Origin of the sequence: Cryobacterium lyxosi (assembly GCF_004403345.1) — a bacterium.
GTDB classification, from domain to species: Bacteria; Actinomycetota; Actinomycetes; order Actinomycetales; family Microbacteriaceae; genus Cryobacterium; species Cryobacterium lyxosi.
Genome location: NZ_SOGT01000006.1, coordinates 137082 through 150718 on the forward strand (window position 1 = coordinate 137082; position 13637 = coordinate 150718).

At 64.1% G+C, this 13637-nt stretch carries 12 protein-coding genes; 8 read left to right on the forward strand and 4 right to left on the reverse strand.

The features are described 5' to 3' along the window. Positions 1-47 precede the first annotated feature (47 nt). The 5 genes from E3T27_RS05550 to E3T27_RS05570 all read left to right on the forward strand — a co-directional run bounded on the left by E3T27_RS05550 (position 48) and on the right by E3T27_RS05570 (position 5898). Positions 48-1667 carry a trypsin-like peptidase domain-containing protein gene (locus E3T27_RS05550; RefSeq protein ID WP_134571859.1) on the forward strand — a complete coding sequence of 540 codons (1620 nt, stop codon included), beginning with the start codon at positions 48-50 and terminating at the stop codon, positions 1665-1667. A gap of 154 nt (positions 1668-1821) precedes the next feature. Further along, positions 1822-2865, forward strand: coding sequence for a glycosyltransferase family 2 protein (locus E3T27_RS05555; RefSeq protein WP_134571860.1), 1044 nt, complete (start codon positions 1822-1824; stop codon positions 2863-2865). Between the two features lie 4 nt (positions 2866-2869). Continuing rightward, positions 2870-3694, forward strand: a complete 825-nt coding sequence (locus E3T27_RS05560; protein ID WP_134571861.1) for a CDP-alcohol phosphatidyltransferase family protein — start codon at positions 2870-2872, stop codon at positions 3692-3694. 46 nt (positions 3695-3740) lie between these two features. After that, positions 3741-4604: a glycosyltransferase family 2 protein gene (locus E3T27_RS05565; RefSeq protein ID WP_134571960.1), complete on the forward strand. Its 864-nt coding sequence runs from the start codon at positions 3741-3743 to the stop codon at positions 4602-4604. A gap of 19 nt (positions 4605-4623) precedes the next feature. Beyond that, the gene (locus E3T27_RS05570) at positions 4624-5898 is read left to right on the forward strand and encodes a CDP-glycerol glycerophosphotransferase family protein (protein WP_241992138.1); all 1275 of its coding nucleotides are present in this window, start codon (positions 4624-4626) and stop codon (positions 5896-5898) included. A gap of 34 nt (positions 5899-5932) precedes the next feature. Here E3T27_RS05570 and E3T27_RS05575 read toward each other — a convergent pair whose 3' ends face one another. Continuing rightward, positions 5933-6754 (reverse strand): hypothetical protein, encoded by an 822-nt coding sequence (locus tag E3T27_RS05575; protein ID WP_420898040.1) that lies wholly within the window; start codon positions 6752-6754, stop codon positions 5933-5935. A gap of 148 nt (positions 6755-6902) precedes the next feature. On the opposite strand from E3T27_RS05575, the gene E3T27_RS05580 reads away from it, so the two are divergent. Then, the gene (locus tag E3T27_RS05580) at positions 6903-7244 is read left to right on the forward strand and encodes a helix-turn-helix domain-containing protein (protein WP_104197575.1); all 342 of its coding nucleotides are present in this window, start codon (positions 6903-6905) and stop codon (positions 7242-7244) included. Here the strand turns inward: E3T27_RS05580 and E3T27_RS05585 are convergent. Both E3T27_RS05585 and E3T27_RS05590 read right to left on the reverse strand, forming a co-directional pair. Next, complete coding sequence (locus E3T27_RS05585) at positions 7220-7993, reverse strand: ABC transporter ATP-binding protein (RefSeq protein WP_233200866.1); 774 nt, start codon at positions 7991-7993, stop codon at positions 7220-7222. The two genes, E3T27_RS05580 and E3T27_RS05585, sit on opposite strands and share 25 nt — an antisense overlap. After that, a complete protein-coding gene (locus tag E3T27_RS05590; RefSeq protein WP_241992139.1) occupies positions 7993-8793 on the reverse strand; it encodes an ABC transporter permease in 801 nt (266 codons plus the stop codon). The genes E3T27_RS05585 and E3T27_RS05590 overlap by 1 nt, the downstream gene beginning before the upstream one ends. A 177-nt stretch (positions 8794-8970) precedes the next feature. On the opposite strand from E3T27_RS05590, the gene E3T27_RS05595 reads away from it, so the two are divergent. After that, complete coding sequence (locus E3T27_RS05595; RefSeq protein WP_134571862.1) at positions 8971-10959, forward strand: aconitate hydratase; 1989 nt, start codon at positions 8971-8973, stop codon at positions 10957-10959. Between the two features lie 45 nt (positions 10960-11004). On the opposite strand, the gene E3T27_RS05600 is transcribed toward E3T27_RS05595, so the two are convergent. Next, positions 11005-12480 (reverse strand): hydroxymethylglutaryl-CoA synthase family protein, encoded by a 1476-nt coding sequence (locus E3T27_RS05600; RefSeq protein ID WP_134571863.1) that lies wholly within the window; start codon positions 12478-12480, stop codon positions 11005-11007. Between the two features lie 163 nt (positions 12481-12643). Here E3T27_RS05600 and mvaD point away from each other — a divergent pair, with 163 nt between their 5' ends. Further along, positions 12644-13636, forward strand: a complete 993-nt coding sequence (gene mvaD, locus E3T27_RS05605; protein WP_134571864.1) for a diphosphomevalonate decarboxylase — start codon at positions 12644-12646, stop codon at positions 13634-13636. Position 13637 lies beyond the last annotated feature (1 nt).

Sequence of the window (13637 nt, forward strand, 5' to 3'; positions counted from 1 at the left end):
ACGTTCAGGTTTGGGCGCAAAGCTTGCAAAGCTTGGAAGGAGCACCGATGACTGACAACACCAAGGATTTTGGCACCACCCCTGATCCTGCTGATGACACTGCCGCTTTTGCTGTGAATGAGTCCGGCGAGGCTACCCCACCCACTGCCCCACCGTCGACCCCACCCACCGATGCCCCGGCCGTGCCCACGTCCCCGACCGCGCCGCCGGCGAGTGTCGAGTCCGCTGTCCCGGTCGTCAACGCACCGACCCTGCCGACTCACGATGTCCCCGACACCGCCCAAACCGTCGCCTACCCGACGGATGCTTTCGGTCGCCCGGTCGAGACCCCGGTAGCCTCGAGCTTCACTGGCGCTCCGAGCGCTTCGTCGCAGGCGTATGCGACCGCTGATTCTTATCCCACGGATGCTTTCCCCGGCCAGCCCTTCGCGTCGAATAAGACGAAGGAACCCGGTCGCCGCAAGGGCAGTGTCGCGTTGATCGCAGCGCTCGCCATTGGTGCTCTCGTCGGTGGATCGTCCGGTGCCGGGATTACCGCGCTCATAATGAATGGCCAAAACGACGGCGTACCGGTCAGCCAGGTCTCCGGCCCCAGCAATGTCGTGGTGAACGACACCAAGAGCGTCAACCAGATCACCGCCGTCGCGGCCAAAGCCTCGCCGAGCGTCGTGACCATTGACGTTTCCAGCAGTTCCTCGGGCGGAACCGGATCCGGTGTGATCCTCACCGACGATGGCTACGTGCTCACCAATACCCACGTCGTCACCCTCGACGGGGCCGTCTCCGACGTGAAAATCGAAGTCAAAAGCAGTGATGGCAAGCTGTACGCCGCCACGCTCGTGGGTACCGACCCGGTCTCCGACCTCGCCGTGATCAAACTGACCGACGCCAGTGGACTCACCCCGATTACCTGGGGCGATTCCTCCGAACTCAACGTCGGTGACAGCGCCATCGCCATCGGTGCCCCGCTAGGCCTCTCCGGCACGGTCACTGACGGCATCGTCAGTGCCCTCAATCGCAGCATTACCGTCGCGAGTTCGGCAGCGCCGAGCTCACCCGACACCACAGCGCCCGACGAAGGACAGAGTCAGAACCCCTTCTTCTTCGACTTTCCGAACCAGGACGGCACGCCGTCGAAGGGCACCCAGGCCGCCACGGCGAACATTGCCCTCCCAGTGATTCAAACGGATGCCGCCATCAACCCGGGCAACTCCGGAGGCGCCCTGCTCAATGGCAGCGGTGAACTGATCGGCATCAACGTGGCCATCGCCAGCGCCGGCAGCGCCACCTCGTCGTCCGCTGCCGGGAGCATCGGCGTCGGATTCTCCATTCCGTCGAACTTCGCCAAGCGCATCTCCGAGGAGATCATCGCCAACGGAACGGCCACCCACGGCCTGCTCGGTGCGGGCGTCAAGGATGCGTCCAGCTCGACCAGCAGCACTGTGGGCGCCCTCATAAGCAAGCTAACCTCGGGCGGTGCCGCCGACAAGGCCGGTCTGGCCGAGGGCGACGTCGTCACCAACTTCAACGGCGTGCCGATCACAGACTCGATCGACCTCACCGCCCAGGTGCGGGTGCTCCCCGCTGGCGGAACCGCCGACCTCACCTATGTGCGAGACGGCAAGTCGACCACCGTATCGGTCACGGTGGGCGAGTACACCAGCTAACCGCACTCTGTTCCTCCCTTCTCATCGCGTCGCCGGCTCGCCGGCGACGCGATTACGGTGAGCGGTGCTGTTTGACACGTTCCGCGATGATTGGCATTTCGTGGGCTGGTAGGCTCGATCGTCTTACCCATCAACCGGAAAGCTGGCCAGCCAGGTGCACCAACGTGGTGAGGGATTTCTTCCCGGGGTGTCGTACGTGATGCCGGTGCTCAACGAGGCGACGCACGTGCGAGCCGCCGTCGAGAGCCTGCTGGCACAAGACTTCGAGGGCCCGTTTGAGGTCACCCTGGCGCTCGGACCGAGCATCGACGGCACGACCGAACTGGTCGAAGAAATGGCCGCGGTCGACTCGCGAATTCGGGTCGTGCCCAACGACATCGGCTCGACTCCGGCGGGCCTGAACATCGCCATCCGTGCGTCGCAGTACGCGGTGGTCATTCGCGTCGACGCCCACTCGGTGCTACCACCCGAATACGCCCGCATCGCCGTGGAGACGCTTGAGCGCACCGGTGCCGACAACGTCGGTGGCATCATGGATGCCCGTGGTATCAGCGCGTTCGAGCGCGCAGTGGCCCGTGCGTACGGTACCCGCATCGGCCTCGGCGGTACCCCGCACCATGTCGGCGGGGCTGAGGGTGCTGCCGAAACCGTCTACCTCGGTTGTTTTCGCACTGCGAGCATCCTGGCTGTCGGATTGTTCGACGAGGGCGTCAAACGCGGTCAGGACTGGGACCTCAATCGGCGCCTCCGTGAGGCCGGTGGACTTGTCTGGTTCACCCCCGAACTGCGCGTGCTGTATCGTCCGCGGCCGACCCTGCCCCAACTCGCCCGGCAGATGCTCTCGACCGGGCTCTGGCGCGGCGAACTGGCCCGTCGGTATCCGGCGGCCAACGGCATCCGCTATTTTGTGCCGCCGGCCATGGTTCTGGCGGTAGCTCTCGGGCTGCTCCTCGGAGTGGCCGGAATCGTGCAGGTGGCCTTCGGCGCGGCGCCGTGGTTGTTCCTCGGTCTCATAGTTCCCATCGGGTATCTGGTCATCGTGGTGGCCGCGACGCTCACGGTGGCCAGGCCGGACGGAATTCGTACCTCCCTGAATTTTCTCGTAGTCTTGCCCTGCATTCACTTCTGCTGGGGGGTCGGGTTTGTGCTCGGGTATCTCAAACTCACCAGCAACATCACGGCACACACGGGAAGGTGAGCAGATGACCAGTTCGTCCGAGACCTCACATCGGCGCTTGGCTCGACCGGAATCGATCGCTCAGCTGCGCGCGGTGGCCCAGCCGCCCGAAGTGCGCCTGCGTGCCAACGCCGAGCACTGGACGGCGAGTCTGTACCTGCGCGACCTATCGCCGTACCTGACCTGGGTGCTGCTGAAGACCCGCATCTCCGCCAACGGCGTGACCGCGCTGATGATCCTCGCCGGCTGGTCGACTGCCGCCGCCCTGCTGATCCCCGGAATCTGGGGGGCACTGCTCGCCCTCGCGTTCAGCCAGGTGCAGATGCTCATCGACTGCTGCGACGGCGAAGTGGCGCGATGGCGCGGCACGTCCTCGCCCGCCGGCGTGTTCCTCGACAAGGTCGGACACTACTCCACCGAGTCACTCATTCCCATCGCCCTCGGAATTCGGGCGGCTGCGTACCCATTCGACTCACCCGACGACTTTTTGTGGAGCACTCTGGCGTTGCTGCTCGCTCTGATCATCGTGCTGAACAAGGCGCTCAACGATATGGTGCACGTCGCACGGGCCAATGCCGGATTGACGAAGCTCGCCGACACCCACGGCGAGAAGACTCCGACCTCGAGCGTGATCGCCCGGGTGCGCCGACTCGCCCGTTTCGTACCCTTCCATCGCCTGTACCACTCGGTCGAACTGACCATGGTCATCTTCGCTGCCGCCGTCGTCGGACTGTTTCTCGAGCAGCCGCTCGTTGACCGGACCGTGCTGATCGTACTGGTACCGCTCGCGTTCCTATCGCTCATCGGCCATTTTGTGGCCATCATGGCGTCCAAGCGTGTCCGTTCCTGACGCAGCTGCCGGCGCTGCACCGGCCGGCGCTGCACCGGCCGGCGCTGTGACGGTCGGTGTGGTGGTGCTCACTCAGGGCACCCGTCCGGCTGATCTCGAGCGGGGCATCCGCTCGGTGCTGGCCCAGCAGGGAGTGACCCTCGACGTGGTCTGCGTCGGCAACGGTTGGCAACCGACCGGCCTGCCGGTCGGCGTGCAGTCCCTCGGACTTCCGACCAACCTGGGCATTCCAGCCGGCCGTAACCGCGGCGTGTCGCGTGTCACCGGGGAATACCTGTTCTTCCTCGACGACGATGCAAGCATTCCCGACCCGAATTTCTTGATCGACGCGATCGGCAAGATGCGCGCCGACCCGACAATCGGGCTGCTTCAGCCTCGGGTCGAAGACCCGGCGGGAATCGAATCGCCGCGTCGGTGGATTCCCCGCATCCGCAAGGGCGAGGCCAGTACGCCCGGACCGGTATTCTCCGTCTGGGAGGGCGCCGTTCTGCTGCCGCGCAGCGTCTTCGACGCGACCGGAGGCTGGGCCGAACCATTCTTCTACGCGCACGAAGGCATCGAACTGGCGTGGCGGGTCTGGGACCAGGACCGGGTCGTCTGGTATGCCGGCGACCTCGTGGCCAATCATCCGGTCATTCTGCCCACCCGACACGCCGACTACTACCGGCTGAACGCTCGCAACCGGGTGTGGCTGGCTCGTCGCAACCTGCCAATGCTCTTGGTGCCGCTGTACGTGGGCGCCTGGACGGCGATTCAGGTGCTGCGCTGGGGCCTGAGCAACCGGCCGGCACTGCACGCCTGGTTTGACGGCTGGCGCGAAGGGTGGCGTCATGACCCGGGACCACGGCATCCGCTTCGAGCACGCACGGTCTGGCGAATGACCCGCGCAGGGCGCCCTCCGATCATCTAACGAAAGGTAGTCTTAGCCGGTGGCAATTCGGGAAGACGTCAGGCGTGCAGTCAAGCTGGTCAGGGATGTTATGGCCTCCCGCAAGGCCCAACACGAGCTGCGTGGGCCGCTGCAAGAACGGGAGCTGCGCGAAGACAATCATTTCAAGATTGCCGTGTACTTCGCTGACGGACCCGTCAACATGTACCAAGTACGGCAGTGGTACCAGCCGCTCGCAACGCTCGCCAAGACGTGGCCGGTACTCGTGATCAGTCGTACCGGCGGCGGCACCCTCAAACTCATGAACGAGGCGCCCATTCCCGTCGCCTACGCCCGTACGGTTCCGCAGCTCGAGCAGATCGTTGCCGAGCAGGATATTCGTATCGTGTTTTACGTCAACCAGAACCCGCGCAACTTTCAGATGATGCGCTACGGGCGGTGCTGGCACGTTTTCATCAACCACGGTGAGAGCGACAAGATGTACATGATCACCAACCAGTTCAAGGCCTACGACTACTCGTTCGTTGCGGGGGACGCTGCACTCGCCCGGCTCAACCGGGTGCTCTGGGACTACGACTTCGATAAGCGCGCCTTCAAGATCGGGCGCCCCCAGGCCGACTACTTCAGCGGTCAACTGCCTTACCTGCCCGATGAACGCCAGGTTGTGCTCTATGCGCCCACCTGGGAGGGGGACAGGGCCGCCGCGGCCTACGGGTCTGTCGCCAGCCACGGTGTTGCGCTCGTCACTGCTCTGTTGGCCACCGGTACCCACCGCGTCATCTATCGACCACATCCGCGCAGCGGCGTCGTCGACCACAACTACGGGGCCGCCAACAAGGCCATCATCGGCGCCATTGCCGCGGCCAACGATCGTGACCCGCGCGCGCAGCACGTCTACGACTCTGGTCCTGATCTCGGCTGGCAATTAGCCGCAGCGGATGTGGCCATCGTCGACATCTCCGCCATGGTCTACGACCGGCTCGCCACCGGCAAGCCGCTCATCATCACCCGGCCCGTCAACCCAACGGCCGTGATCGACACGAGCGGCTATCTCTCCGACTGTGAGTGGCTCCCTGCCGATCACGCCGCCGATATTGTGATCGCCGTCGACCGACTCACCCACGATGAGGCGGCGGTCGATCGCCTGCAGGGCTGGGTGCACCGCTATTTCGGTGACACCGCCCCTGGCGTCGCGACGGGCCTCTTCCACGGGGCCGTGCAGCACCTGATGGATGAGTGGGACCGATTCGCGGCTGTGCACGATGCCGATCGTGCGATCGTGCCCGATTCTGCACAGAGTCCCGGTACGGAGTAGTACACCGACGCCCCGTCGCTCCGGGCGTGGTCGGCTACGAAGCGGATGCCGTTGGCTCGGCCGATATGGCCGCCACCGACTTACCGCGTCGCTTTTCGCGAACCGTGATGGCACGCACTTGCGGGTCCAGATCCGGCCGAAAACCGGCGGGGGCCGGACCGAATGCGAGGCGTGACGCGCGCATCACCTTGGTGCCCAGAATGTGGTTTCCCGCACCGCCGATCACCGCTCCGATGCCAAACGGCAAGGCCTTGCCGAGCAGGCTCGCCCCGCCGCGGGTGGCGAACTGGCGCAGAAATGTACTTTTGAGTCGGTCGGTGAGTGGGCCGAGAACGGCGCGGGGGAGACTGTTGGTGATGAGTTCACCCCAGTAGGTGTTTCTCGCGGTTCCCGAGCCGGTCACCTGACCGGCGAGCTGTCGCACCAGATCGCTGCCCTCCCGGCCGAGCATCATCGTCAGGACGAGGGCGCGGGCGCGATCGGGGTCTTCCACCGCGATTCCATGCACTTCGCTCACCGATTGGGTGAACAAAGCCGTTGCCTCGAGAAAACCGGCGGTTTCCACTCCCGATAGTGCGAGGGTGATTCCGGTGCCGACGCCGGGAATAACCGCGGTGGCGCCCACCGCGGCACCGCCGGCTGTGACCGCAGCGAGGTAGCGTTTTTCCAGAATGCGCACGATTTGTTCGGGGGCGGCTTGGGGATTGCGCCGTCGGATGCTGCGAATATGTGCAAGCACGACGGGTCGATGGATGGCCAGCACCCGATCAAAGCCCTTGACAAGCCCGGTAGGCAGTGCACCACCTTGGGGAGTGCCGCCGGTCGATGACAGCATCGGTATGCTCTTCCTCGCCATGGCTCGCCTTTCTCGGTGCCTCTGGTCGAGTGTAAGGGGTGCACCGTGACGCGCGCTGGGTTACTTGGGCGCACCCGGATACAAATACTGTCTTTCGTTAAAAGTCCACCCGCTAGTCAAGACTCGGCTGTGCCGCTACAACTGAAGAATGCTTGAGCCCAAATCAGAAGCCTCGCGACTGCTCGGCCTACGCCTGCGAGAGCGCCGTTTGGCGCTCGGGTTCAATCAGGAGTCTGTTGCGCTCCTCGCCGGACTCAATGTCTCGAATTACGCCCGCATCGACCGCGGGCACGGAAACCCAACGATGTACACGCTCATTCGCCTGGCGGCCGTGCTGCAACTCGAGTTGAGTGAGCTCGTGACCGGACTCGCTCTCGAGCAGCTGCCGCCGACTCGCGACTCGTACATCGCGATCGAGTTTCGACGCTCCCAGAACGCCACGGCGAATCGGCGGCCAGGCTTGGGTCAGGCTGCTGGTTTGACGCCGTAGTCGGTGTTGTACCGAGCAAGCACGTCCGTGATCGGCCCGTCGAGCACCAGGTCGCCCTTGTCGAGGTACAGACCGCGGGTGCAGAAGCGTCGCAGATCGCGCTCATTGTGCGAGACGATGAACAGGGTACGCCCGCCCGCCAGGAGTTCCTCGATGCGGCGATAGCACTTTTCCCGGAAAGCTTTATCGCCCACGGCCAAAACCTCATCGACCAGCAGAATCGGCTCCTCCAGCCGAGATATCACCGCAAAGGCGATTCGTACTTTCATACCGCTCGACAGGTGTTTGTATGGCGTGTCAATGAAGTCGGCGATCTCGGCGAATTCGATGATCTCGTCGAAGCGTTCCGTGATCTGCTTGCGTGTCATGCCGTGCAGGCCGGCCGTCAGATAGACGTTGTCGCGCACACTGAGGTCGTCCACGAACCCGCCGGTGATCTCGATCAGTGGTGCCACGCCCTCCGTGACGCGTACCGACCCCTCGTCGGGCAGCACGACTCCGGTCACGAGTTTGAGCAGGGTCGACTTGCCTTGACCATTGCGCCCGACGACACCGATGGCTTCGCCCGGTTGCACGGTGAAGGAAACGTGCTGCAGGGCCCAGAACTCACTTGGCCGACTGCGCCGTTTATTGGCACCGAAAAGATCCTTAAAATTTCGACGCCCACGCCGATTCCGGCGAAAGCGGATGCCGACGTTCTGCAGGGAGATCACAGGCGTTCCCGTGGTGGATGCTCTCACCTGGGCCACTAGATCTCCTTCAGAACGGCACGTTCGGTGCGTCGAAAGACCAGCAATCCGAGCGCGAGAAAGAGGAGGGACAGACCTGCGCTGATCGCGACCGCGAACCAGTCGAGTTGCTCGGGAAAGAACGCTGCCCGGTAGAGGCTGAAGATGCCGTTCAACGGGTTGAAGGCGGCCCAGAAGTGCAGTTCGGGCGGCAGGTCCGTGGTGCTGTAGATGATGGGGGAGGCGTAGAACAGAAAACGCAAAATGAGTTTGACGGCCCGCTCCAGGTCGCGAAAGAACACCACGAGCGGGGCGACCAGCAGGCCGACACCCGCGGTCAGGGCGGCCTGAATCAGAATGGCGAGGGGAAAGAACAGCGCGTCGGCGTTCAGCTCGGCGCCGTACAGAACGGCAAACAGGGCAAGCACCGGAATCGAGGCGAGAAACTCGATGCCTTTGGAGAGTACGAGGCGGTTCACCCAGATGGTGCGGGGGATGCGGGTGGAACGGATGAGCTTTGCCTCGCGCAGAAAAGCGCGGGTGCAGTCCGAGACGGCGCCGTTGAACCACATCCAGGGCAGCAGGGCTGCCAGCAGGAACACGATGTACGGGTCGGTGCCGACGTTTTTGTCAAACACCTGAGTGAAGACGAACCAGTAGATGCCGGCCATCACGAGCGGATCGAGAATGGACCAGAAGTAGCCGAGCACCGAGGTGGAGTAGCGTACGCGCAGGTCGCGCCCGGTCAGCAACCACAGCGAATGCCGATACCGGGCGAGCGGCGTGCGCTGTTCGGGGCGCACCTGGGCGTAACTACTCACGTGGTCTATCGTATGGGAGCCTGACTTGGTCCCTTGCCAGCCGGCCCTTACTGTTCTCTTGCTCACACGCCCTCAAACGCTGGTCGTTAATCCCGCATTCGCGTAGATTCAGACTCTGCGCACAACGTCGATGCGTGATTGTCGACACCGGACCCGCACACGAGTAAGGGAGTCAATATGGCCTACAACGTCGCTCAGAAACTGATCGCCTCGCACTTGGTAGTGGGGGAGATGGTTCCCGGTACCGAAATCGGCCTGCGAATCGACCAGACCCTGACCCAGGATGCGACCGGTACTCTGGTCATGCTCGAACTGGAGGCACTCGGTCTCGACTATGCCCGCACGGAAGTGTCGGTGCAATACGTGGACCACAACCTGCTGCAGGCCGACAGCAAAAATGCCGAAGACCACGACTTTCTGCGATCCGCCTGCCAACGCTTCGGCATCTGGTTCTCCAAAGCCGGTAACGGGGTATCGCACCCGACGCACATGCAGCGCTTCGGCATCCCCGGCAAGACCATGGTCGGCTCGGACAGCCACACCCCGGCGGCCGGCTCGCTCGGCATGCTCGCCATCGGCGTCGGCGGCACCGAAGTGGCGCTCGCCATCGCCGGCGAACCGCTCTACATTCGCATGCCCCAAATTTGGGGCGTGCGCCTGACCGGGCAGCTGCCGCCGTGGACGAGCGCCAAGGACGTCATTCTCGAAATGCTCCGTCGCCACGGTGTGAAGGGCGGCGTCAACCGCATCGTCGAGTATTACGGACCGGGGCTGGTCACCCTGACCGCCATGGATCGGCACGTGATCGCGAACATGGGTGCCGAACTCGGCGCGACCTCGACAGTGTTCCCGGCCGATGACCAGGTGCGCACATTCTTACGCGCCGAGGCGCGCGAGGACGACTTCGTGGAATTACTCGCCGATGCTGATGCGACCTACGACGTGACCGAGGAGATAGACCTGGCCTCGATCGTTCCCCTGATCGCCCTGCCCAGTTCGCCGGGCAACGTCGTTCCGGTCAGCGAAGTCGCTGGCCGACCGGTCGAGCAAGTGGTGATCGGGTCATCAGCTAACCCAGGTCTGCGAGACTTCGCGATCGTCGCGGCGATCACCAAGGGGCGGCAGTCGTTCCCCGGGCTGTCCCTCGACGTCAACCCAAGCTCCCGCCAGATTTTGCAGGACTTGACCAAGATGGGCGCCACCCTCGATCTCATCGGGGCCGGTGCGCGGTTGCACCAGTCTGGCTGCATGGGGTGCATCGGAATGGGACAGGCCCCCGCCAACGGCAGCATCAGCCTGCGCACCATGCCGCGCAACTTCCCAGGCCGCTCGGGCACGCAAGAAGACTCGGTTTACCTCTGCTCCCCAGAGACCGGGGCTGCAGCCGCGCTGACCGGAAAAATCACCGACCCGAGAGATCTCGCTGACCTATTTAACATGGACTATCCCGCGATCACCCTGCCGGAGTTCTCCAGCGTCAACCTGACTATGCTCGAGGCGCCGCTGGCCGCTGCGGAATCGCTCACCGTCGCGCTCGTCAAGGGCGAAAACATTTCGTCGCTGCCCGTCTTCGGTCCGCTCGCCGAACGCATCGAGGCTCCCGTTGCCCTGATCGTCGGCGATGATATTTCAACGGATGAGATTCTTCCGGCCGGTGCGCGCGTCTTGCCGTTTCGCAGCAACGTTCCCAAGCTCGCCGAATTCACCTTTGATCAGGTCGACCCTACCTACCCAACCCGCGCCGCACTCACCCGAGACACGACCGGTCACATGATCGTCGCTGGGGCGAACTACGGGCAAGGGTCTTCTCGCGAGCACGCAGCGATCACCCCGCGATTCCTCGGGCTGCGGGTTGTGCTGGCGGTTTCGTTTGCGCGCATCCACTGGCAGAATCTGGCGAACTTCGGCGCGCTCGCGCTGCAATTCACGGATGCCGCCGATCACGACCGCATTGGCCAGGGCGACGTGCTGGTGCTCGACGGTATTCGCGAGGCGTTCACCAACGACACCGAGATTATCGTTCGCAACACCACCCGCGATGAGACTTATTCCGTGCGGCACGAGCTTTCGACCCGCCAGATTGAGATGCTCCTGGTCGGCGGCCTCATTCCGTGGCTGCGTGCCCGGCACGCGCAGGGCGAGCCCGCGATCGGCACGGCCGAGTAGCAGCGAGTGGCAGAACGCGGTCGGCGTAGGTCTGCCCCGTTTGGTTTATTCGGCGCTGCCGACGACGTAGCGGTAGTACTCGACCCCCTCATCGAAGAAGTCCGGCCCATTCGACGTGCCGACGTGATCGATCACGAACTCATCGCGGGCGGGCGGGGCGATATTTTCGATGCGGCGTCCCTCGTGCACATCGATGTATTGCGCTTCGTTCAGATCGATCGCGCCAACCAAGGCTGACTCAAAATTGATTCGCCTGGCCGCTTCTTGCCAGCCGGCGACAACGCGCAGTGGCAGCGCCTCCGCAGCGTCGCCACTGCCGTAGCCGAGGGCCAACCAATTCTGATCGGTCAGCTCGATGCGATCGGTCAGGGCCTGCTGCAGGCCAGCGGCGAGCCAGGCCGGAAGGGCAGCGGTGTAGAGATTGCCGAGGTCGCGCATTGCTTCGGAGCCCAGCTTGAGCTTGTCCTCGACGAGCGTGTCCCAGAGCGGGGTTTTGCGCAGCTGGTTGCGCACCTTGCGGGCCAGGGGAAAAACGTCGCCGGTGTTTTCGGCGAGATCGGCGCCGTTACCGTGAAACGGTGATGGCGCGAGCAGCTCATCGAGGAGCAGATCGGCATCGACACCGGCATCGGCAGCGAGTGCGCGCAACTGGTCATGGCCGCCGTCATCATGAGCCAGAGCGAACAGGTAGGCCATGACCCACCCGGTCGTCGGCATCTGGTGGTACGGGCGGTGCATGAAAACCGCGTCGATGTCGTGAAAATAGTCGAGGCTTCGGCCGGGGCGTTTCTCCAGCATGGCCGTCATGGCGTGGTGGGTGGCATCGATGTAGCAACTGGTGGAATAGTGCCCGTTGAACATGGGCAAATCCTGCACCTGGCCGTCATCGCGCGCCGGCTGATTGCGAAAACGGGCAAACGGCTTGCGAAAATCGGCCACGCGGTAGTCGGAGTCGCTGCCGGCTGCGGCGAGGTCCACTTCGAGCAGGCGCGCGTCGCTCTCCAGCAGCATCGCGACCGCGCCGGCACCCTGCGTGGGCTCTCCGCTGCCGCCGCGAGCGTACTCCGCAATATCGGCGCACACCACGATGGCCTGGCGACCGCGGCCATCCGTTGCGAGATAGCGCAGCGCAGCTTTCACGCCGTAGACGCCACCCAAGCAGGCCTGTTTGAATTCGGGCACTTCGCAGTCCCGAGCCAATTGAGGCAAGCCAGCCGCGGCCAGGGCCTCATTGACCATGCCCTTGACGATGACCGCGCCGGCGGAATTGTCGGTGCTCGACTCGGTGCCGAGCGCGAGCAGCCCAACCTGGGACGGGTCGATGTCGTAGTCCCGAATCAGGCGCCACACCGCATTGGCGGCAAAGGTGTACACGCTCTGCGCGGGGGCGCGCATGCGAAAACTTCGGCCGACCACCGAGCGGAATTTCTCCCACGGCTGGTCATTCCAGGCACACCACGCTTCGAGCTGCACGCGATACGGCGGGAGATAGAGGGAAAAGCCACTTATTCCAGGAGCCAACTGTGTCTACTTAACTTCTCAGGTGCTTGCTTGACCGCACCGGGTCGTGAACACACCGACATTTTAGTCGGTGAAGCTGCGAGTAGTCCGGCGCGGGCTGGTTCGGCCGGATGCCGTCGGGGCTCCCGGCTAAAATAGGGGCAGAACCGATCGGAGCAGCCCTGTGTCACAGACCCTCGAGGCCGGCGCTACGGCGCGCGCCCGCGCACATAGCAATATCGCGTTGGTCAAATATTGGGGCAAGAACGATGTCGTTCTCAATACCCCCGCCGTCGGATCGATTTCCGTCACCCTCGATGCCCTCTTCACCGATACCCGGGTGACCTTTCGTTCGGGTCTCGCTGCCGATGAATTCTGGCTGAGCGGATGCCGGCAGGAGGCCACGAAGGTCGCCCGCGTTCTCGATCTGGTGCGTCAGGCCCGAGGAACGCACCTGTTCGCCGTCGTGGAGTCCGCGAACAATTTTCCGACCGGAGCCGGGCTGGCCTCGTCGGCATCTGGTTTCGCCGCCCTCGCCGTCGCTGCCAGTGGCGCTGCCGGGCTCACGCTCACCGACCGGCAACTGTCGATTCTGGCCAGGCACGGCTCCGGTTCGGCCGCCCGTTCCATCTTCGGCGGCTACGCCCAGATGCACGCCGGCAGCGCCGCTGACGGCTCGGATTCCTACGCCGTGCAGCTGCTGAGCGGCGCGGACTGGCCGCTCGCCGTGGTTGTCGTCATTACCGAGTTGGGTGCGAAAACGATCACCTCCACCGTCGGAATGGGGGCTAGCGCTGCCAGTTCACCGTTCTACCCGGCCTGGCTGGCGACGGCCCCCGGTGATCTCGCTGATATGCGGGCCGCGATCGCCGCCCGCGACTTCGTGCGGCTGGGCGAACTCACTGAGTACAACTGCCTCAAGCTGCACGCCCTGATGCTGACCACCCGGCCGGCGCTGATCTATTGGAACGCCGCGACGGTCGCGGCGATGCACGCCGTTCGGGATCTGCGCGCGTCCGGCGTGCCGGCCTACTTCACCATCGACGCCGGGCCGCAGCTGAAGGTGCTCTGCCTACCCGGCGATGTGCCATTTGTTCAGGAGGCGCTGTCGAACGTTGCCGGAGTGCACGAGATACGCCCGAGTGCTCTCGGCCCGAGCGCCTTCCGGTTGGACTGAC

What these genes read in the sequence shown, in the direction of transcription:
- E3T27_RS05595 (WP_134571862.1), top strand. Translation starts at nt 8,971, where the DNA reads ATGGCCTACAACGTCGCTCAGAAACTGATCGCCTCGCACTTGGTAGTG.
- E3T27_RS05560 (WP_134571861.1), top strand. Translation starts at nt 2,870, where the DNA reads ATGACCAGTTCGTCCGAGACCTCACATCGGCGCTTGGCTCGACCGGAA.
- E3T27_RS05550 (WP_134571859.1), top strand. Translation starts at nt 48, where the DNA reads ATGACTGACAACACCAAGGATTTTGGCACCACCCCTGATCCTGCTGAT.
- E3T27_RS05575 (WP_420898040.1), bottom strand. Translation starts at nt 6,754, where the DNA reads ATGGCGAGGAAGAGCATACCGATGCTGTCATCGACCGGCGGCACTCCC.
- E3T27_RS05580 (WP_104197575.1), top strand. Translation starts at nt 6,903, where the DNA reads ATGCTTGAGCCCAAATCAGAAGCCTCGCGACTGCTCGGCCTACGCCTG.